Consider the following 19,194-nt stretch of genomic DNA (forward strand, 5'->3'; position numbering starts at 1 on the left):
GCACCACGGAGAACGGCTTGCGGCGCACCTTCTCGGTGAGCTGCCCGCCCTCCTCGTAGCCCACGTAGCCGGGAGGGCCCCGAACAGGCGCGAGACGGTGTGCTTCTCCTGGTACTCGGACATGTCCAGGGTGATGAGGCGTCCTCGTCCCCGAACAGGAACTCCGCGAGCGCCTTCGCGAGCTCGGTCTTGCCCACGCCGGTGGGGCCGGCGAAGATGAACGAGCCGCCGGGACGCTTCGGGTCCTTCAGGCCGGCGCGGGTGCGCCGCATCGAGCGGGACAGCGCCTTGATGGCGTCGTCCTGGCCGATGATGCGCTTGTGCAGCTCGTCCTCCATGTGCAGGAGACGGCCCGTCTCCTCCTCGGTGAGCTTGTACACGGGCACCCCGGTGGAGGCGGAGAGCACGTCGGAGATGACCTCGGGGGTCACCTCGGCGAGCTCGTCACCGCCCTCGCGCCAGGCCCGGTCCTTGTCGTCGCGCTCGGCGATGAGCTTCTGCTCGGTGTCGCGCAGCGAGGCGGCCTTCTCGTAGTCCTGGCCGTCGATGGCGGCCTCCTTGAGCCGCTTCACCTCAATGATGCGGTCGTCGAGCTCCTTGATCTCCGGCGGAGCGGTCATCCGCTTGATCCGCAGCCGGGCGCCGGCCTCGTCGATCAGGTCGATCGCCTTGTCCGGGAGGAAGCGGTCGGAGATGTACCGGGCCGCCAGGTGGACGGCGGCCTCGAGGGCCTCGTCCGAGATGGAGACGCGGTGGTGGGCCTCGTACTTGTCGCGCAGGCCCTTGAGGATCTCCACGGCGTGCGCCTCGGAGGGCTCGTCCACCTGGATCGGCTGGAAGCGGCGCTCCAGGGCGGCGTCCTTCTCGATGTGCTTGCGGTACTCGTCGAGCGTGGTCGCGCCGATGGTCTGCAGCTCCCCGCGGGCGAGCATGGGCTTCAGGATCGACGCGGCGTCGATCGCGCCCTCGGCCGCGCCGGCGCCGACGAGGGTGTGGATCTCGTCGATGAACAGGATGATGTCCCCGCGGGTGCGGATCTCCTTGAGCACCTTCTTGAGCCGCTCCTCGAAGTCACCGCGGTAGCGGGAGCCCGCCACGAGGGAGCCGAGGTCCAGGGTGTAGAGGTGCTTGTCCTTGAGGGTCTCGGGGACGTCGCCGCGCACGATGGCCTGGGCCAGGCCCTCGACCACCGCGGTCTTGCCGACGCCGGGCTCGCCGATCAGCACCGGGTTGTTCTTGGTGCGCCGGGAGAGGATCTGCATCACGCGCTCCATCTCGCGGAAGCGCCCGATGACCGGGTCCAGCTTGCCCTCGCGGGCGGCCGCGGTGAGGTTGCGGCCGAACTGGTCCAGCACCGCCGACCCGGCGGGGGTGCCCTCGGACTGCCCGGCCGAGCGCACGCCGGCGCCCTCCTTCTCGGGGGTCCCGCCGCCCTGGTAGCCGGAGATCAGCTCCAGCACGGTGGAGCGCACCTTCTGCGGCTCCGCGCCGAGCTTGGTCAGCACCTGCGCGGCCACGCCCTCGCCGGCGCGGATGATGCCCAGCAGGATGTGCTCGGTGCCGATGTAGTTGTGGCCGAGCTGGAGGGCCTCGCGCAGGGAGAGCTCGAGGACCTTCTTGGCGCGCGGGGTGAAGGGGATGTGCCCGGACGGGGCCTGCTGGCCCGGGCCGATGATGTCCTGGACCTGCTCGCGGGCGCCGGTGAGGGTGATGCCCATCGAGTCGAGCGCTTGGCGGCCACTCCCTCGCCCTCGTGGATCAGCCCGAGCAGCAGGTGCTCGGTGCCGATGTAGTTGTGGTTGAGCATCCTGGCCTCTTCCTGGGCCAGCACCACGACCCGGCGGGCGCGGTCGGTGAAGCGTTCGAACATGGATACTCCTCAGTCGATGTCTGCAGACGATGCTACGCACCCGGGAGCCCGATCGGGGGGCTGTTCGCCACCGGCGAGACGGCCCGCCGGCACGGGTCCGGCCCGCGCCGCGGAAAAGGCCCGGCCGATATCGGCATTTGCGTCCGCACCACCGAAAGCGCAGGTCACCGACGCAATTACGGCGCCCGTGCCCCCGCACCGGCCCCCGGCTATTCCGGCGGCAGGGCGGGATCCGTGCGCGGAAATATCCCCGGCCCGGCGCAGAACGGACGCGGCGCCCGCAGAACGCGCCCGCAGGGAATGCCGCCGGAGAGCTGCCGGAGTTAGAGCAGGGTTATGGCGGTGTTATGACGGCGTTATGGCGGGGCCGTGGCGGAACTCCGGCCGAACACAAAAGGAGGGGCCGGAATCCCGGCCCCTCCTGCTGGTGTCCGCACCGGCGCCGGGTGGTTTCCCGGGCACCGGTGCGGAGCCGCTCACTGGTGGGCGTCGTAGTACGCCTTCTGCACGTCCTGGTGGATGCGGCCGCGGTCGGAGACCGGGAGGTCGTTCTCCCGGGCCCACTGCCGGATCGCGGCGGTGTCCGGGTTGGACCTGCCGGTGGGGCGGGCGCCGCCGGAGCGTGCCTGCTTCGGGGACTGCTTGCTCTGGGCCCGCCGGGCCTTGGCGATGAAGGGCCGCACGGCGTCGCGCAGCTTCGCGGCGTTCTCCTCGGAGAGATCGATCTCGTACTGGGTCCCGTCCAGCCCGAAGCGGACGGTCTCCTCGGCCGGTCCGCCGTCGAGGTCGTCCTCGAGAATGATCTTCACGGTCTGTGCCATGGCTGAAACTCTCCTCCGCCTTTCGGCGTTCGTCCTGCTGAGGTCGTGCCGGTCCGGCACGACCTGAACTGCTGCTGATTCCCCCGTGCCGGAACGGTAGGCCCGGATCATGAATTCCGGCCGGCACCGGGAACTCGTGTTCCCGGTGCCGACTTTATCCTACAATTTCGCGGCACAATTCGTCAGCACGAAAAAGGGGATAAGTTCCGGTGGGATTCCCGGGGAAACTCGGCGAAGAAACCCGGCACCGATCCGAATTCATCGGAAAGGCCCCCGGGCGCCGCGGACGGAGAGCGGCGGGTCAGCGCGGCGTGCCGCGCCCGCGGCGCCGCCGGTGGCCGAAGGGCACATCGGCGCCGTCGCGCTCCCGGATCTGCTCGTACCAGCGCTGCGCGTCCTCCTGGGAGCGGGACTCGGCGGCGCGCTCGCTCCGGTCGCCGCGGAGGATCGACCGCAGGACCAGCCAGAAGATGATGCCGACGCTGATGGAGGGCAGCAGGACCACGAGGTATTCCATGGGGCGATTCTCCCGGGACGGTCTGGACGGAGGCTGAGGGCCCGCGGACGGGCTCAGTCCTGCTCCGGCTTCATGAGGGGGAACAGGATGGTCTCCCGGATCCCGAGGTCGGTGAACAGCATGATCAGCCGGTCCAGGCCCAGGCCCAGCCCGCCCATGGGCGGGGCGCCGTGCTCGAGGGCGCGCAGGAAGTCCTCGTCCAGGCGCATGGCCTCGGCGTCACCGGCGGCGGCGCGGCGGGACTGCTCGGTGAGCCGCTCCCGCTGCACCACCGGGTCGATCAGCTCGGAGAAGGCGGTGCCGCGCTCCATGCCGCCGATGATGAGGTCCCAGGCCTCGATCAGCCCGTGCTCGGAGCGGTGCTGACGGGCCAGCGGCTGCGCCGTGGGCGGGTAGTCGCACACGAAGGTCGGCTGGAGCAGCGTGGGCTCCACGATCTCCCCGAACAGCTCGAGGACGTGCTTCTCCGCGTCCCAGGCCGGGTCCACGGCGACCTCGTGCTCCTCGGCGACCCGGCGGAGCTCCTCCACGGGCGTCCGCGGGGTGATCGTCCGGCCCACGGCCTCGGACAGCGCGGGGTACACCGAGAGCCAGCGCCACGGTCCGCGCAGGTCGATCGTGCCCCGCTCGGTCTCGATCGTGTCCACGCCCAGGGCGTCGGCGCACGCGAGGATGATCTCCTGGATCCGCTCGGCCATCGTGAACTGGTCGGCGTAGGCCTCGTAGGCCTCCAGGGTGGTGAACTCCGGGCTGTGCGAGGAGTCGACGCCCTCGTTGCGGAAGACCCGGCCGATCTCGAAGACCCGCTCGATCCCGCCCACCACGGCGCGCTTGAGGTAGAGCTCCGTGGCGATGCGCAGGGTCATGTCCTGGTCGAAGGCGTTCAGATGGGTCTCGAACGGCCGGGCGCTCGCCCCGCCGTGCACCAGCTGCAGGATGGGCGTCTCGATCTCCACGTAGCCGCGCTCGACCAGGACGTTGCGCACCGTCTGGATGATCCGCGCCCGCTTCACCACGACGTCGCGGGCCTCGGGCCGGACGATGAGGTCGAGGTAGCGCCGGCGCACCCGGGTCTCGTCGTTGAGCTCGTTGTGCAGCGTGGGCAGGGGCCGCAGGGCCTTCGAGGCCATGGACCAGGCGTCGGCCATGACGGACAGCTCGCCGCGGCGGGAGGCCACGACCTCGCCGTGGACGGCCACGAAGTCGCCGAGGTCCACGAGCTGCTTCCACTCGGCCAGGGACTCCTCGCCCACCTTCGCGAGGGAGAGCATGACCTGCAGGCGGGTGCCGTCGCCCTCCTGGAGGGTCGCGAAGCACAGCTTGCCGGTGTTGCGCACGAACACCACGCGCCCGGCCACGCCCACGAACTGCCCGGTCTCCTCGCCGGGCTCCAGGTGGCCGTGGGCCTGCCGGACCTGGGCCAGGGTGTGCGTGCGCTCCACGCCCACGGGGTAGGCCTCCCGGCCGGACTCGAGCAGCCGGGCGCGCTTGGCGAGCCGGAACTGCATCTGCTCGGAGAGCTCGGCCTGCTCGGCGGCCTGGTCCTGGACGGTCGGGGTGGTGTTCTGCGCGTTGGTCACAGTGGTCCAGGATATCGCGGGGGTCAAATCCCTCCCCGGGGTCCGCGCAGGGGACCTCAGAGGGACAGGTTGTCGATCAGCCGTGTGGCGCCCACGTGCGCCGCGACGAGGGCGAGGGCCCCGGGAGCGGGCGCCACGGGCGCCAGCGTGCGGGGGTCGACGACGACGAGGTAGTCGAGCCGGACCTGGTCCTCGGCGTCGATCCGGGCGCGGGCGGCGTCGAGGTCCAGCTCCCCGGCCGCGAGCGCCCGCAGGGTGGCCGGGAGCACGAGCGCCGCGTGCCGCTGGCCGGCGTCGAGGTAGCGGTTGCGCGAGGACAGGGCCAGGCCGTCGGCGTCGCGCACGATGGGCACGGGGCGGACGGTGACCGGCAGGTCGAAGTCGGCGACCATCCGGCGCATCAGCAGCAGCTGCTGGGCGTCCTTCTCCCCGAAGTAGGCCCGGAAGGGAGCCGGTCCGGGCGGGGCGGTGATGTTGAGCAGCTTGTTGACCACCGTGAGCGCGCCGTCGAAGTGCCCCGGCCGGCTGGCGCCGTCGAGCACGGCACCCAGCGGCCCCGCGGTCACCCGCACCAGCGGCTCGCCGTCGGGGTACATCTGCTCCACGGCGGGGGCGAACACGAGGTCGGCCCCGCACCGGGCGAGCAGCTCGAGGTCGGCCTCGAGGGTGCGCGGATAGCGCTCGAGGTCCTCGTCCGGGCCGAACTGGAGCGGGTTGACGAAGATCGAGACCGCGACCACGGCGTTCTCCTCCCGCGCGAGGCGCACCAGGTGGGCGTGCCCCTCGTGCAGCGCCCCCATGGTGGGCACCAGCCCCAGCGACGCCTCGCCGGGCACCGCGGCGAGGCGCTCGGCGAGGGCGGCGCGGAACTCCCCGATGCCCCGGCAGACGCGGGGGGTGGTGGAGGTGGTCACGGGGTGTCCCTTCCGTCGGTGAGGTCGAGGGCCGCCAGCACGGCGTCGTAGCGGGGGCGGTCGAGCAGACCGCGGTCCAGGGCGCGGCGGGCGGTGACGCGGGCGAGGTCCAGGTAGGCCAGCAGGACGTCGTCGCCCTGGTGCCCGTGGGCGTACTCGTCCAGGGCCCCGCGGTGGGCGGCCACGGTGCCCGCGTCCCCGCGGGCGACGGGGCCGGTCAGCGCCGACTCCCCCGAGGCCAGGGCGTTGTCGAGGGTCGCGCGCAGCAGGGGCCCGAGCATCCGGTCCGGGTGCTCCACGCCGATGTCGCGCAGCACCTGCATCGACTGCCCGGCGACGGTCATCAGGTGGTTGGCGCCGTGGGCGAGGGCGGCGTGGTAGAGCGGGCGGTCGGCCTCGGCGACGACCACCGGCTCGGCCCCCATCTCCACCACGAGCGCCTGGGCGATGGGCAGCACCGGCGCCGGGGCGGTGATCCCGAACGAACAGTCGCTCAGCCGGGCGAGGTCCAGGCTCAGTCCCGTGAAGGTCATCGCCGGGTGGACGGCCAGCGGGATGGCCCCCAGCCGGCGGGCGGGGTCGAGGACACCGGTGCCCCAGCGTCCGGCGGTGTGCACCACGAGCTGCCCGGCCTGCCACAGCTGCGCGTCGGCGAGGCCCTGCACGAGACCGGGCAGCTCGTCGTCGGGCACGGCGAGCAGCACGAGCTCGGCCCGGTCCAGGACGGCGGGCACGTCCAGGACGGGCACGTCCGGGAGGAGGGCCTCGGCCCGGTCCCGGCTGGCCTCCGAGACCGCGTTGACCCCGACCACGGCGTGCCCGGCCGCGCGCAGCGCCGCGCCGAGGACGGCGCCCACCTTGCCGGCGCTGACGATCCCCACCCCGAGGCGTCCGGGGCGGTCCGAGGGACGGGTCATGCTCTCTCCTGCAGGGGGGTTCGGGGGTGGCGCGGGGCGTCGGCCAGTCTACGGGCCCCGGCGGCGTGCGCGGCCTGGGCGGCCGCCAGGGCCCGGGCGTCCCCGGTGTCGAGGTGCGCCACGGCCACGGTCACCGGCCCGGGGGTCGAGTGCAGCTGGACGTCCGCGAGTCCCAGGGCACGTTCGAGCGGGCCCTGGGACACGGCCACGGACTGGGTCTTCTCGTGCGGCAGGACGTCGGTGCGGCGGCTCAGCCGGCCCGACCGGACGGCGAGCACGTCCTCCGTCGCCGCGAAGCCGGTGCGGCGGTGCACCAGGGGGTCGAGCCACCGCGCCCGGCGCGGGGAGGTGGTGTAGCGGCCCTGCGCGCCGAGGCCGTGCAGTCCTTCCCCGAGCAGGGCCGTGAGGTCCCCGTCCCGGGCGCCGGGCAGGGCCAGGTGCAGGACCGTGCGCACCTCCGGCAGGGTGCCGACGGGCAGCAGGGTGGAGCGCATGGCGTCGCTCTCCCCCGCGGCGGGACCGTAGCCGGCCACGTTGACCCGGATCCGGTACCAGCCGAAGGGCCGCCACAGCAGCGGCTGGTCCACCCCCACTGCCTGGATCCGCCCGGTGGGCACCGTCTGGGAGCGGACGCTGAACAGTCCGTAGCGCACGCGCATGCCCTCGGGGATGCGCAGCAGCCGGAAGCGGTAGCCCTGCTCGAAGCGGCGGTAGGCCACCGCCCCGAAGCTGATCAGCCCGGGCAGCCAGGCCGCGAGCACCGCCGGCCCTGCCACGGGGTCGAGCACGAGCGCCACCGGGGCGGCGACGAGCAGGGCGGCCAGGACCACGGCGGAGCCGGAGGCGAGCACGGAGCCGAGCAGCCGGGGCACGGGCACCGCGAGCACCGGGCGCTCCTCGTCGCCGGTGGCCGCCCACGGCGCGGGACGCCGCGCGGGCGCCCCGGCAGGCCGCCGGGACCGGCCGCGGGGTCCGCGCCGGCGGGGCCTCCCGGGCGGCGGCCAGTCCGAGCCGGCCCAGCAGCTCGCCGCGCAGCGCGCGGGCCCGGTCGTGCGTAAGGTAGGACAAGGACACCGCGGACTGCCCGGCGTCGGCCACCTCGAACTTCAGCTCGGCCAGGCCCAGCAGGCGGGGCAGGAAGGGCCGGTGGATGTCGATGGCCTGCACCCGGTCCAGGCGGGCCTGGCGCTCCTGGCGGAAGAGCACCCCGGAGCGCACCCGCACGTGCTCGGGCGTCACCTGGTAGCGGGTGAACCACCAGGCGACGAGCACGACGGCGCCCGCCACCAGGAGCACGAGCAGCACGATCCCGGCCAGGACCCACCAGAACACGGTGTCCACCCGGCCGGGGTCGAAGTCCGGGGCCGGGGAGTCCCGGCCGCCGAAGTAGGCGCTCACGAGGTCGTCGAGCACGATGTTGACGAAGCCGCCCGCGAGCACGAGGATCGCCAGCCACCCCTTGACCACCGGGGTCAGCGGATGGACCCGGTGCCACGGATCGGCCGGGGCGGGCGCCGGGACGGGATCAGGGGCGGCGCTCACAGGCCCGCCAGGAGGGCCTCGCCGCGCGCGGTGAGCCGCTCGCGCAGCCGCGACGCCTCGGCGTGCTCGACCCCCGGGATCTCCGCGTGGCTGCCGACGGCGGCGGTGTGCAGCTTCACGGTGGCCAGCCCGAAGCTGCGCTGCAGCGGCGAGACCGACACGTCCACGTACTGCATCCGGCCGTAGGGGATGACGGTGACCCGCTGGTAGAGCAGCCCGCGGCGCACGAGCAGGTCCTCCCCGCGCTCGGCGTAGCCGATCGCCCGCACCCGCCGGGGGGCCAGGAGCACGGAGAGCAGTCCGATCACCAGGACCACCGCCGGCGGCAGCAGCAGCCAGCCCAGCGGGGCCCCGGACCAGATGCCCGTGCCGGCCAGCACCGCGGGCCACCCGACCACCGCGAGCCAGAACACGGTGCCCGCCAGCCCGGACAGCACGGTCACCGTGACGTGCCGGGGGGAGACCCGGGTCCACACGAGCCCGTCGGGGTCGATCGCCCGGTTGCTCAGCGGGACCGGGTCACCGGGCGTCCCGTCCGCGGGGCCGCGCACGGCGCCGTTCGGGGATCTCTCGGGCATAACCACCTTCTCCCTCGGGGAGCTCCTTCTGCCGTCCCCTACCGTACTCGGCGTCGCCTCGGCCTCGGGATCGTCCGGCGGGAGCTTGCAGAAGCCCTCCACGACCCAGCCGACGACGGCGAGGACCAGTCCCGCCGCGGCGTGGGCCAGGCACGCCCACAGCGGCCCCTGCTCGGACCGCACCGAGAGCAGGGCGAGCTGGTCGACGGCGATGGCGGCGTGCCAGCCGGTGAGCACGGCCCCCGCCCAGGCCGCCGCCTGCGCGCCGGCGGCGGTGCGGGCCGCCACCAGGGGGTCGAAGCGCTCCGGGTGCGCGCCCTCCTGGTAGTGCTTGACCCGCACGCCCAGCACGAGCAGGGCCACGGCGGCGGCCGCGACGGCCGCGAGCGAGACCCACGGCAGGATCAGCAGCGGCCCGCCCGCCCCCGTGGAGAGCCGGTTGGCGGTCCAGCCGAGGGCTCCGGCGGCGGCGGCGCACAGCAGCAGGGCGGGGACGGTGAGCACGTGCACGGCGCGGCCTCCTCAGTCCCGGTCCTCGCCGCCGGGCCCGGCGGGCAGCAGCGGCACGGTGTCCGGGCCCAGGCCGCCGAGGTCCTCGGCCTCGCGGGCCAGATCGGCCACCCGGCGTCCCTCGAGGGTCGCGGCGGGGTCCATCAGCGCCCAGGGCACCAGCACGAACGCCCGCGTGGCGGCGCGCAGGTGCGGGACGGTCAGCTCCGGCTCGTCGAGGCGCAGCTCGCCGTAGACGACGATGTCGATGTCCAGGGTCCGCGGTCCCCACCGCTGCGTCCGGGTGCGGTGGTGGAGCTGCTCGATCTCCTGGCAGGCCCGGAGCAGGGCGAAGGGGCTCAGGTCCGTGTCCACCTCGACCACCGCGTTGAGGTAGTCGCCCTGGTCCGGCGGGCCGCCGACCGGCTTGGAGCGCACCACGGGCGAGCTCCGGACCAGGGTGATCCGGGGGTGGGCGGCGAGCTCGAGGGCGGCCCGGCGCAGGGTGTCCTCCCGGTCGCCGAGGTTGGCGCCGAGGGCGAGGACCGCCAGGGTGGCCACGTCAGCGCTCCCGGTAGATCGTCACGGACACGTCGGAGAAGGTCACCTCGATGGGGGCCTTCGGCTTGTGCACCGTGACCTCCACCGCCTCGAGGGGGAAGCGCTCGAGCAGGCGGCGGGCGATGCGGTCGGCGAGGGTCTCGAGCAGGTTCACGCTCGGGCCGATCACCATGTCCCGCACCTCCTCGGCGACCTCGCCGTAGTGAGCGGTCAGCGCGACGTCGTCCTCGGCCCCGGCCCGGGAGAGGTCCAGGTACATCACGAGGTCCACGAAGAACGGCTGCCCGCTGCGCTTCTCCTGGTCCAGGACCCCGTGGTAGCCCACGGCGCCGATGCCCAGCAGGTTGATCCGGTCCCGGCGGTCGGGCACGCGCGGCGGGGCCGCCGGCACGTGCTGGCGGCCGGCCCGGTCCCCGGCGCGCAGCGCCCGCCCTCGGCCTCCTCGCGGGGCAGGCGGCTCATCGGGCCCCTCCCCCGGTCGCGGCCGCCGGGCGGCGCCGGGGCGCAGGACCGCCGGCTCGGTGCCGAGCCACGCGTGCGCGACGGCCACGGCGTCGGCGCTCGCGCGCACGTCGTGCACCCGCACGGCCCACGCGCCCGCGTGGGCCGAGAGGGCGCTGACCGCCGCGCTGGCGGTGTCGCGCCCGGCCGCGGGCCGGGCCTCGCCGTCCGTCTCGAGCAGAGCGCCGAGGAAGCGCTTGCGGGAGGCGCCCACCAGGACCCGGTGGCCCGTGGCGGTGAAGCGCGGCAGCGCGCGCAGCAGCGCCCAGTTCTGCGCCCCGCGCTTGGCGAAGCCCAGTCCGGGGTCCAGCACGATCCGCTCGGGGGCCACGCCGGCGGCGACCAGCCGGTCCCGCAGGGTCTCCAGCTCGGCCAGGACCTCGTCGACGACGTCGTCGTAGTCGGCCAGCCCGTCCATGGTCGCCGGGGTGCCCCGGGCGTGCGTGAGCACGTAGGGCGCCTGCCGCTCGGCGACGACCTCGACCATCGCCGGGGTCACGGACAGGCCCGAGACGTCGTTGACGAGGTGCGCCCCGGCGTCGAGCACCGCCGCGGCCGTGGCGGCGTGGAGGGTGTCGACGCTGAGCACCGCCCCCGCCGCTGCGAGGGCCTCCACCACGGGCAGGATCCGGCGCTGCTCCTCGGCGGGGGTGATCCGCTCCGAGCCCGGGCGGGTGGACTCCCCTCCGACGTCGAGGACGTCGGCGCCCTCGGCGAGCAGCCGCATCCCGTGGGCGATCGCCGCCTCGTGACCGGCGTGCTCCCCGCCGTCGCTGAAGGAGTCGGGGGTGACGTTGAGGACGCCCATGACCAGGGTCCGGCCACTGGGCAGGTCCTCGAAGGAGCCCCAGCCGAGGGCCCCGTGCGCGGTGCGGGTGGTCGTGGTCACCGGCTCAGCGCCCCAGGATGAGGCTCATGGCCTCGGCTCGGGTGGCGGGCTCGCGCAGCTGGCCGCGCACGGCCGAGGTGACGGTCTTCGCCCCGGGCTTGCGCACCCCGCGCATCGACATGCACAGGTGCTCGCACTCGACCACCACGATCACGCCGGCGGGCTTCAGGTGCTCCACGATCGCCTCGACGATCTGGGTGGTGAGCCGCTCCTGCACCTGCGGGCGGCGGGCGAAGAGGTCCACCAGCCGGGCCAGCTTGCTCAGCCCGGTGACCATGCCGTCGTGGCCGGGGATGTAGCCCACGTGCGCGTGGCCGTGGAAGGGCACGAGGTGGTGCTCGCACGTGGAGTAGAACGGGATGTCCTTGACCAGCACCATCTCCGAGTGGCCGATGTCGAAGGTCGTCCCGAGGATCTCGGCGGGGTCCTGGTGCAGGCCCGCGAACATCTCCGCGTACGCCCGGGCGACCCGTCCGGGGGTGCCCTGCAGGCCGTCCCGGTCGGGGTCCTCGCCGATCGCGAGCAGCAGCTCCCGGACGGCCGCGGCCACGCGGGGCTGGTCGACCGCCCCGGCCCCGGCCTCGAGCGCGGGGGCGGGATCGGGATAGGGCGGCTCGAAGGCCTCCGCGGCCAGGTCGTGCGTGTGCGTGTGGGCCTCGTGGGGCAACGCGCCCTCCTTCGGGGTCTGCCGGGTCTGCCGGACGCGACGGGGATCGGCGGACGCGACCGGCTGTCGCTCCATCCTAGGCCCGGCTCAGTCGGTGCCGGCGCCCGGGGCGGTGCCGGCGCTGCTCGAGGACCCGGCGCCCTCCCCCGGCGGCACGGAGTGGCCGCGCTCGGGGACCTCCAGGGGGTGCTCCGGCTTCGCGGCGGCCGCCTGGTCCTGGGGGGCCAGCGTCGCGGGGTCCTGGGCGTGGATCCGCCGGGCCTCCTCGCGCTCGGCCTGGGTGACCACCGGCGGGTCCTCCGAGAGCGGGCGGGTGTCCTTGGACAGCCACACCGGGCGCAGGTCCCGCTTGCGGATGTCGTGGAAGATCTCCGCGACCTGCGCCTCGTTCAGCGTCTCCTTCTCGAGCAGCTCCAGGGCGAGGCGGTCCAGGACGGGACGGTTGTCCATCAGGATCTGGTGGGCCTCGTCGTGGGCCTGGTCGAGCAGCGCCCGCACCTCCTCGTCCACGAGGGCGGCGGTGTGCTCGGAGTACTCCCGGCCCCCGCCGGCGGCGTCGCGGCCCAGGAACGGCTCGGAGCTGTCCCCGCCCAGCTTGATGGAGCCCACGCGGGCGCTCATCCCGTACTGGGTGACCATCTTGCGCGCGGTGTCGGTGGCCTTCTGGATGTCGTTGGAGGCGCCGGTGGAGGGATCCCGGAAGACGATCTCCTCGGCGGCCCGCCCGCCCATGGCGTAGGCCATCTGGTCGAGCAGCTCGTTGCGGGTGGTCGAGTACTTGTCGTCCAGGGGCATGACCATGGTGTAGCCCAGCGCGCGGCCCCGGGGCAGGATCGTGATCTTGGTGACCGGGTCCGTGTTGCGCAGGGCCGCGGCCACGAGCGCGTGCCCGCCCTCGTGGTAGGCGGTGACCTTGCGCTCGAGCTCCTTCATGATCCGGCTGCGCTTCTGCGGTCCGGCGATGACGCGGTCGATCGCCTCGTCCACGGCGCGGTCGTCGATGAGCTGGGCGTGGGACCGGGCGGTGAGCAGCGCCGCCTCGTTCATCACGTTGGCGAGCTCGGCGCCCGTGAAGCCCGGGGTGCGCTTGGCCACGCCGGGGAGGTCCACGTTGTCCGCCAGCGGCTTGCCCTGGGCGTGCACCCGCAGGATCTGCAGGCGGCCCTTCATGTCGGGGGCCTCCACGCCGATCTGCCGGTCGAAGCGGCCCGGGCGCAGCAGCGCCGGGTCGAGGACGTCCGGGCGGTTGGTGGCGGCGATGAGGATGACGTTGGTGGTGGCGTCGAAGCCGTCCATCTCGACCAGGAGCTGGTTGAGGGTCTGCTCCCGCTCGTCGTTGCCGCCGCCCATGCCGGCTCCGCGCTGGCGGCCCACGGCGTCGATCTCGTCCACGAAGATGATCGCGGGGGCGTTCTCCTTCGCCTGCTGGAACAGGTCGCGGACGCGGGAGGCGCCCACGCCCACGAACATCTCGACGAAGTCGGAGCCGGAGATGGAGAAGAAGGGCACCCCGGCCTCCCCGGCCACGGCCCGGGCGAGCAGGGTCTTGCCGGTGCCGGGCGGGCCGTAGAGCAGCACGCCCTTGGGGACCTTCGCGCCGAGGGCGGTGAAGCGGTCGCGCTCCACCAGGAACTGCTTGATCTCGTCGAGCTCCTGGACGGCCTCGTCGGCCCGGCGACGTCGGCGAAGGTCACCGTGGGGTTGTCCTTGTCGAACATCTTGGCCCGGGAGCGGCCGAAGCGCATCACCTGCGAGCCGCCGCCCTGCATCCGGGAGAAGACGAACCAGAAGATGGCCAGGATGATCAGGAACGGCAGGAGGAAGCCGAGCAGGCTGGTGAACCAGTTGGACTCGACCGGCTGGTCCGTGAAGCCCTCGAGGTCGGCCGCGTTCATCGCGTCGACGACCTCCTCGCCGCGCGGGGTGACGTAGTAGAACTCGACGTTGCGCCCCAGGTCACGGCCGTCGAGGCTGAGGTCCTCCTCGAGCTGGAGCTCGACCTTCTGCTGGCCGTCGTAGATCTTGGCCTCGGAGGCCTGCCCGTCGCGCAGCAGCTGCAGCCCGACATTGGTGTCCACACGGTTGCCGGCGCCGGTCGTGAGGGAGCCCACGACGGGGAAGAGGACCAGAACGGCCAGAAGGACCCAGAACCAGGGTCCTCTGAAGAAGTTGTTGGGTTTTTTCGCCGTGGCCAAGCCGCTGATCCTCCCGTGGATGGTTGTCCGGGCCCCTCGAGCCGGGGCCCGCCCGAGGGCCGGGGGTCCAGGGGACGCAGACCTTCAATGTACAGCCCGCGCGGCGGGTCTCCCCCGGAACGGGCCGGGAGTTCCCTGTCAGCGGACAGCCGGCTCGGACGCGGGCGGGCGGGAGTGCCCGGCGCACGCGCGCCGGGCACTCGGCTCACGCGTAGACGTGCGGGGCGAGCGTGGCGATGCAGTCGAGGTTGCGGTACTTCTCGTCGTAGTCCAGCCCGTAGCCGACCACGAACTCGTTGGGGATGTCCCAGCCGACGTACTTGACGTCGATGGAGGTCTTCGCGGCCTCCGGCTTGCGCAGCAGCGCGCAGACCTCCACGGAGGCGGCGCGGCGGGACTCCAGGTTCGCGCGCAGCCAGGACAGGGTCAGCCCCGAGTCGATGATGTCCTCGACGATCAGGACGTCGCGCCCCGAGAGGTCGGTGTCGAGGTCCTTGAGGATGCGCACCACCCCGGAGGACTTGGTACCCGAGCCGTAGGAGGACACCGCCATCCAGTCCATGGGGTACTGGCCCTGGAGCGCCCGGCACAGATCGGCCATGACCATGACCGCGCCCTTGAGCACGCCCACGAGCAGCACGTCCCGCCCCTGGTAGTCGGCGTCGACGGCCGCCGCCAGTTCGGCGATCTTCGCCTCGATCTCTTCCTTGCTGAACAGGACCTCGGTGAGGTCCCCCTGGACGTCCTCAGCCTTCACGGCGCTCCTCGTGTGATGCGTCAATCGGATGCGGGCCGGCGGCGCCCGCCCCGGCCGCGGTGCGCGGGCGGACGAGCTCCAGGTGTCCCGGACCACGGGTGCCTGCCGGCGGGCGGCGGCGCCACACGGACACCTTACCCGCCATCTGCACGGGCCCCGCGGCCCCGTGCTCCTCGGCGAAGGCGTCGAGCGCGCCGAGGCGCTCGTGGGCGGGGGTCTCCCCGCCGGCGGCGACCACGGCCGCGGACAGGGCGCGGCGCCGCAGCGCGGGGTGGGCCGCCCGCAGGGTCGCCAGGTCCAGGGCCAGCGCACCCGGCGGCTCGGGGGCGGCGGCCCGGGCCCGCTCGAGCAGCTCCCGGGCGGCGCCGTCGAGGTAGTCGGCGTCCGGGCCCAGGATCGCCGCGGAGCGGGCCAGGGCGCGGGCGAGGCCGGGCCCGAGCTCCTCCTCCAGCAGCGGGAGCACCCGGTGGCGGACCCGGGCGCGCATCAGGGACGTGTCCCGGTTCGTGGGGTCGTGCCAGGGCTCGAGCTGCTCCGCCGCGCAGATCTGCCGGGCCTGCTCGCGGGAGAGGTCGAGGAAGGGCCGGAGGTAGGTCACGCCGTCGAGCTCGCGCGCCGGGGGCATCCCGGCGAGGGAGCGGGTTCCGGAGCCGCGGGCGAGGCCCAGCAGCACCGACTCGGCCTGGTCGTCGAGGGTGTGCCCGAGCAGCACGGCGTCCGCGCCCGTGCGCGCCACGACCTCCGCGATCCCCGCGTAGCGGGCGGTGCGGGCGGCCATCTCCGGTCCGCCGCCGCCCGGGTGCACGGTCACGGCGGTGACGACGACGGGGGCCAGCCCCAGGTCCTCGAGGGTGCGCGCGGTGCGCTCGGCCACCGCGGCGGAGCCCTCCTGGAGGCGGTGGTCCACCACCACCCCGCCCACGCGCAGCGTGCCGCGGCGGGCGAAGTGGGCCGCCACGGCGGCCAGGGCGAGGGAGTCCGGCCCTCCGCTGCAGGCGACCAGCACGAGCGGGGGTCCCGACCGGGTCGGGGGGGCGTGCTCCCGGACGGCGGCGAGCACACGGCGTCGCCCCGCGGCGACGTCCGGGGACAGCCGGCCGCGGCGGGCGAACTGGGTCACCGGCGGGCGTCCTCGCGGGCGCTCGCGGCCTGCTGGTTCTGGGCCTCCCGCACGGCCAGGCGCACGACCTTGGCCAGGGTCGGTGCGGTGTCGCCCAGCAGGTCGAGGGCGGCCTCCAGCTCCCGCTGCGGGACCACGTGGGCCAGGGCGGCCACGGCGTTGGTCTCGCTGTGGATGCCGGCCTGGATCTGCGTGGTCGACAGCACCGGCTGCGAGGCCTCCACCGCGGAGAGCGTCTCCTCGATGTCCGGGGTGCCGATGCGCTGCTCCAGCATCACGAGGCGCTCGTAGACCGCGGGGTTGCCGATCTTGATCCGGCGGCCGCTGTTGAGCTGTGACAGCATGGGGGCGGACAGGCCCAGGACCTCGGCCAGGCGCCGTTGCGTGATGCCGTAGGCCTGCACCACGGTGCCGAAGCGCTCCGACAGGGGCTGGCCGTACAGCTTGACCTGCTGTTCGATATTCTCTGTGCTCACGTAAAAATACTGTCACACAAAGGTGATCCTCACCTACCGCGTGTCGGCCTGTGACCGCTGCCGCCGCGCCGGTCCGCGCACCCCGAAAACTCGATGAAACTGCATGTCAGCGCGGGGTCGGCGACGTCTAGCACATTTTCCGGCGCCGTGGGCGCGGTGGGCTCAGCGCCGCGGTGCGGCGGCACCCAGGACGCGCTCGATCCATCGCTCCGGGGCGTGGATCTCGGCCTCCGTGGGCAGGTGCTCCGGGGCCTCCCAGATCCGGTTGAACTCCTCGAGACCCACGGCCCGCACCACGGCGGAGACGAAGCGCTGTCCGTCGCTGTACTGGCGCATCTTCGCGTCCATGCCGAGCAGGCGCCGGACGAAGCGGTCCAGGCTGCCCTGCAGCTCCGAGCGGCGCTCGAAGCGCCGCCGGATCGTCTTGACGGTGGGCACCACCGAGGCGTCCACCCCGTCCATCACGAAGTTGGCATGCCCCTCGAGCAGGCTCATCACGGCGGTGAGGTGGGAGAGCACCTCCCGCTCCCGCCGGCCCATCAGCAGGCCCACCACGCCCAGGGAGGGCTGGGGCTCCCCGCGGCCGGCGGCCCGTCCCGGCAGGGACCGGACGGCCTCCGTGAGCCGGGCGCCCAGCGTCTCGGCCTGGCCCATGAGCGAGTCGGCGAGCTCGTCGATCTGCTCCATCATGTGCGCGCGCAGCCACGGCGCCGCGGCGAACTGGACCCGGTGGGTCTGCTCGTGCAGGCAGACCCACAGCCGGAAGTCCTCGGGCTCCACGTTGAGCTCCCGCTCCACGGTCAGGATGTTGGGGGCCACGAGCATCAGCCGCCCGCCGGGATGGCGCTGAGCGGCGAGGGCGGAGACCAGTCCCGCGTAGGGGTCGTACTGGCCGAGGACCTTCGACGAGAGGAAGCCCAGCACCGCGGCCATCTCCATGGCCGTGGCCGTTCCGCCGAGGGCGGTGGCGGCGGCGCCGAACTGCTCCGGGCGGCGGCGGCGCAGCGCCTCCACCGCCGGCTCCATGAGCAGCTGGAAGGTCTGGGCGTTCGCGCGGGCCCACCCGGCGCGGTCCACCACCAGGACCGTGGAGTCCCTCAGGTCCCGGGCGGCCTCCAGTCCGGTGATGCGGTGCACGTGGTCCACGGACGCCTCGGCGTGGCGGCGCATCGACGCGACCGCGGCCTGCTTGGCTCCGGCGGACAGCTTCGGCCCCGGCGGGGTGATTCGTGCGGCGGCGGCGGCGGCGAGGTCCCAGCGGACGATCCCCGGCGCCGCCGAGGGCGCCGCGGACTCCGGGGTGCGGTGTGCTGTGGTCATGGCCTCATGCAACCACACGCGCCTGGGAGCTCCCGCCGCGCGCGCGTCACAGTCGGGCGAGGGCCGCCACGGCGCGGTCGGCGGCGTCGCGCGCGGCGGCCGGGTCGGCGACCTCGTTGAGCACCACCGAGAACGTCAGCAGCCGCCCCTCCCGCGTGCTGACGTGGCCGCTGAGCGAGACCACCGTGTTCAGCGTGCCGGTCTTGGCCCGGGCCAGTCCTCGGGCGGCGGTCTCGGCCTCGTCGTCGAACCGGTCGGCGAGGGTCCCGGATCCGCCGGCCACCGGCAGCGCGCGGGCCCCCGGGGCCAGCGCGCCGGTGCCGTCCACGGCCATGGCCCGCACCACGCGCTCGAGGGCGCGGGCGGGATGCGGTTGTCCAGCGACATCCCGGAGGCGTCGGAGAGTACGAGGCCCGCCGGGTCGATCCCCCGGGCCGCGAGCGCCTCGGCCGCGGCCTCGCGTCCGCCGGTGATGCTGCCCGGGTGGCCGGCGGCCCGGGCCGCGATCCGGGACAGGACCTCGGCGAGGTGGTTGTCGGAGTCCTGGATCATCAGCTCGGCCTGCTCGGCCAGGGTGGCGGACTCCACCGCGGCCAGCTCGGCCGCTCCCCGGGGCGCCGGTCCGGGGGCGAGCCGGAACGGCGGGGCGGCGATCCCTTCGGCGGCGAGCGCCGCCCGCAGCTCGGCGGCGAAGACCGCGGCGACGTCCGCCGCGGCGTCTCCGGGGCGCGCGGGCGAGGCCACGTCCCCGGCCGGCACGCGGTGGGACCAGAACGCCATGGGGGCCACGGGCCCGATCTGCCCGGCGGCGACGTCCCCGGCGGCCCAGGCCTCGTTGAGGGCCGGGCCCGGGAAGAGCCCGGCGTCCCACCGCACGGTGCGGGGCGCGCCCGCCCCCCGGGCGACGAGCGCGCGGGCCGTGTCCTGGGCCAGGGTCCGCACGCCGGCGCGGCCCTGCACCGCGTCCGGGTCGGAGCGGCCGGGCCGCAGCAGGGTGTCGCCCCCGGCGACGAGCACGACCGTGTCCGGCTCCTCCCCCGCGACGACGGCGGTGCGCAGGCGCTCGCCCGGATCGGCGTGGGTCAGCAGCGACAGGAGGGTGACCAGCTTCTGGTTGGAGGCCGGCACCAGGGCGGTGTCCGGGTCCTGCTCGTGCAGCGGGGCACCGGTGAGGGCGTCGGCCACCAGGACGGAGCGCCGCCCGGCGGAGGCGCCGTCGAGGGCGGGGCCCACCGCCGCCGCCACCTCGGCGGCGGAGGGCAGCGGTGCGCCCGGGTCCGGGAGCACGGCGCCGTGCGGGTGGGCGGCGGCCGGGCGGGTGGACACCCGCGTTCCTCGGGCGCAGCAGATGTTCGCCAGCTCAAGGAGAAGTTCCTGACGTTGCCCGACCACGTCCAGGTCTTCCCGGGCACGGGGCCGGATCGGCCTGCGGCAAGGCCCTGGGTGCGATCCCGTCGACCACGGTGGGCTACGAGCGGCT

16 protein-coding genes and 3 pseudogenes are annotated in these 19,194 nt (G+C 74.2%); all 19 read right to left on the reverse strand.

What is annotated here, in order from left to right; all coding sequences use genetic code 11:
* Positions 1-1,870, reverse strand: a pseudogene (locus BJF77_RS15490) (ATP-dependent Clp protease ATP-binding subunit); the annotation flags it as partial.
* Between the two features lie 476 nt (positions 1,871-2,346).
* A complete protein-coding gene (locus tag BJF77_RS15495) occupies positions 2,347-2,691 on the reverse strand; it encodes an Lsr2 family protein (RefSeq protein WP_047805238.1) in 345 nt (114 codons plus the stop codon).
* Positions 2,692-2,992: 301 nt separating this feature from the next.
* Positions 2,993-3,208 (reverse strand): hypothetical protein, encoded by a 216-nt coding sequence (locus BJF77_RS15500; RefSeq protein ID WP_047805237.1) that lies wholly within the window; start codon positions 3,206-3,208, stop codon positions 2,993-2,995.
* Between the two features lie 53 nt (positions 3,209-3,261).
* The gene (gene lysS, locus BJF77_RS15505; protein ID WP_075872733.1) at positions 3,262-4,788 is read right to left on the reverse strand and encodes a lysine--tRNA ligase; all 1,527 of its coding nucleotides are present in this window, start codon (positions 4,786-4,788) and stop codon (positions 3,262-3,264) included.
* A 56-nt stretch (positions 4,789-4,844) separates the two neighbouring features.
* Positions 4,845-5,702: a pantoate--beta-alanine ligase gene (gene panC, locus BJF77_RS15510; RefSeq protein ID WP_075872734.1), complete on the reverse strand. Its 858-nt coding sequence runs from the start codon at positions 5,700-5,702 to the stop codon at positions 4,845-4,847.
* Entirely contained in the window at positions 5,699-6,619 is a 921-nt protein-coding gene (locus BJF77_RS15515) for a Rossmann-like and DUF2520 domain-containing protein (protein ID WP_075872735.1), read from the reverse strand. The genes panC and BJF77_RS15515 overlap by 4 nt, the downstream gene beginning before the upstream one ends.
* A complete protein-coding gene (locus tag BJF77_RS15520) occupies positions 6,616-7,506 on the reverse strand; it encodes a PH domain-containing protein (protein ID WP_075872736.1) in 891 nt (296 codons plus the stop codon). The genes BJF77_RS15515 and BJF77_RS15520 overlap by 4 nt, the downstream gene beginning before the upstream one ends.
* Before the next feature lie 151 nt (positions 7,507-7,657).
* A pseudogene (locus tag BJF77_RS22835) lies at positions 7,658-8,161 on the reverse strand (PH domain-containing protein); the annotation flags it as partial.
* A complete protein-coding gene (locus BJF77_RS22840; RefSeq protein ID WP_369821426.1) occupies positions 8,158-9,249 on the reverse strand; it encodes a DUF3180 family protein in 1,092 nt (363 codons plus the stop codon). The gene BJF77_RS22840 and the pseudogene BJF77_RS22835, both read right to left, overlap by 4 nt.
* Positions 9,250-9,261: 12 nt before the next feature.
* The gene (gene folK / locus BJF77_RS15540; protein ID WP_047804732.1) at positions 9,262-9,789 is read right to left on the reverse strand and encodes a 2-amino-4-hydroxy-6-hydroxymethyldihydropteridine diphosphokinase; all 528 of its coding nucleotides are present in this window, start codon (positions 9,787-9,789) and stop codon (positions 9,262-9,264) included.
* A gap of 1 nt (position 9,790) precedes the next feature.
* The gene (folP, locus tag BJF77_RS22845; protein ID WP_083665207.1) at positions 9,791-11,179 is read right to left on the reverse strand and encodes a dihydropteroate synthase; all 1,389 of its coding nucleotides are present in this window, start codon (positions 11,177-11,179) and stop codon (positions 9,791-9,793) included.
* 4 nt (positions 11,180-11,183) lie between these two features.
* Complete coding sequence (gene folE, locus BJF77_RS15550) at positions 11,184-11,921, reverse strand: GTP cyclohydrolase I FolE (RefSeq protein WP_139318609.1); 738 nt, start codon at positions 11,919-11,921, stop codon at positions 11,184-11,186.
* A gap of 12 nt (positions 11,922-11,933) precedes the next feature.
* A pseudogene (gene ftsH / locus BJF77_RS15555) lies at positions 11,934-14,041 on the reverse strand (ATP-dependent zinc metalloprotease FtsH).
* A gap of 205 nt (positions 14,042-14,246) precedes the next feature.
* Positions 14,247-14,798: a hypoxanthine phosphoribosyltransferase gene (gene hpt / locus BJF77_RS15560; protein WP_047804729.1), complete on the reverse strand. Its 552-nt coding sequence runs from the start codon at positions 14,796-14,798 to the stop codon at positions 14,247-14,249.
* Positions 14,788-15,918, reverse strand: coding sequence for a tRNA lysidine(34) synthetase TilS (gene tilS / locus BJF77_RS15565; protein WP_075872737.1), 1,131 nt, complete (start codon positions 15,916-15,918; stop codon positions 14,788-14,790). Before tilS ends, hpt begins: the two co-directional genes overlap by 11 nt.
* Positions 15,915-16,394, reverse strand: a complete 480-nt coding sequence (locus BJF77_RS15570; RefSeq protein WP_047804727.1) for a hypothetical protein — start codon at positions 16,392-16,394, stop codon at positions 15,915-15,917. The genes tilS and BJF77_RS15570 overlap by 4 nt, the downstream gene beginning before the upstream one ends.
* Before the next feature lie 162 nt (positions 16,395-16,556).
* Positions 16,557-17,714, reverse strand: a complete 1,158-nt coding sequence (locus tag BJF77_RS15575; protein ID WP_047804726.1) for a zinc-dependent metalloprotease — start codon at positions 17,712-17,714, stop codon at positions 16,557-16,559.
* A gap of 46 nt (positions 17,715-17,760) precedes the next feature.
* Positions 17,761-17,997 (reverse strand): D-alanyl-D-alanine carboxypeptidase, encoded by a 237-nt coding sequence (locus BJF77_RS15580; RefSeq protein WP_158041287.1) that lies wholly within the window; start codon positions 17,995-17,997, stop codon positions 17,761-17,763.
* Entirely contained in the window at positions 17,904-19,040 is a 1,137-nt protein-coding gene (locus BJF77_RS20645; RefSeq protein ID WP_075872739.1) for a D-alanyl-D-alanine carboxypeptidase, read from the reverse strand. The genes BJF77_RS15580 and BJF77_RS20645 overlap by 94 nt, the downstream gene beginning before the upstream one ends.
* Positions 19,041-19,194 lie beyond the last annotated feature (154 nt).

This window comes from Kocuria sp. CNJ-770, assembly GCF_001942375.1.
GTDB classification, from domain to species: domain Bacteria; phylum Actinomycetota; class Actinomycetes; order Actinomycetales; family Micrococcaceae; genus Kocuria; species Kocuria oceani.

Excerpts from the sequence above, each read along its gene's own strand:
- BJF77_RS15495 (WP_047805238.1), bottom strand. The coding sequence starts at position 2,691 with ATGGCACAGACCGTGAAGATCATTCTCGAGGACGACCTCGACGGCGGA.
- BJF77_RS15515 (WP_075872735.1), bottom strand. The coding sequence starts at position 6,619 with ATGACCCGTCCCTCGGACCGCCCCGGACGCCTCGGGGTGGGGATCGTC.
- folE (WP_139318609.1), bottom strand. The coding sequence starts at position 11,921 with ATGGAGCGACAGCCGGTCGCGTCCGCCGATCCCCGTCGCGTCCGGCAG.
- BJF77_RS15500 (WP_047805237.1), bottom strand. The coding sequence starts at position 3,208 with ATGGAATACCTCGTGGTCCTGCTGCCCTCCATCAGCGTCGGCATCATC.
- BJF77_RS15575 (WP_047804726.1), bottom strand. The coding sequence starts at position 17,714 with ATGACCACAGCACACCGCACCCCGGAGTCCGCGGCGCCCTCGGCGGCG.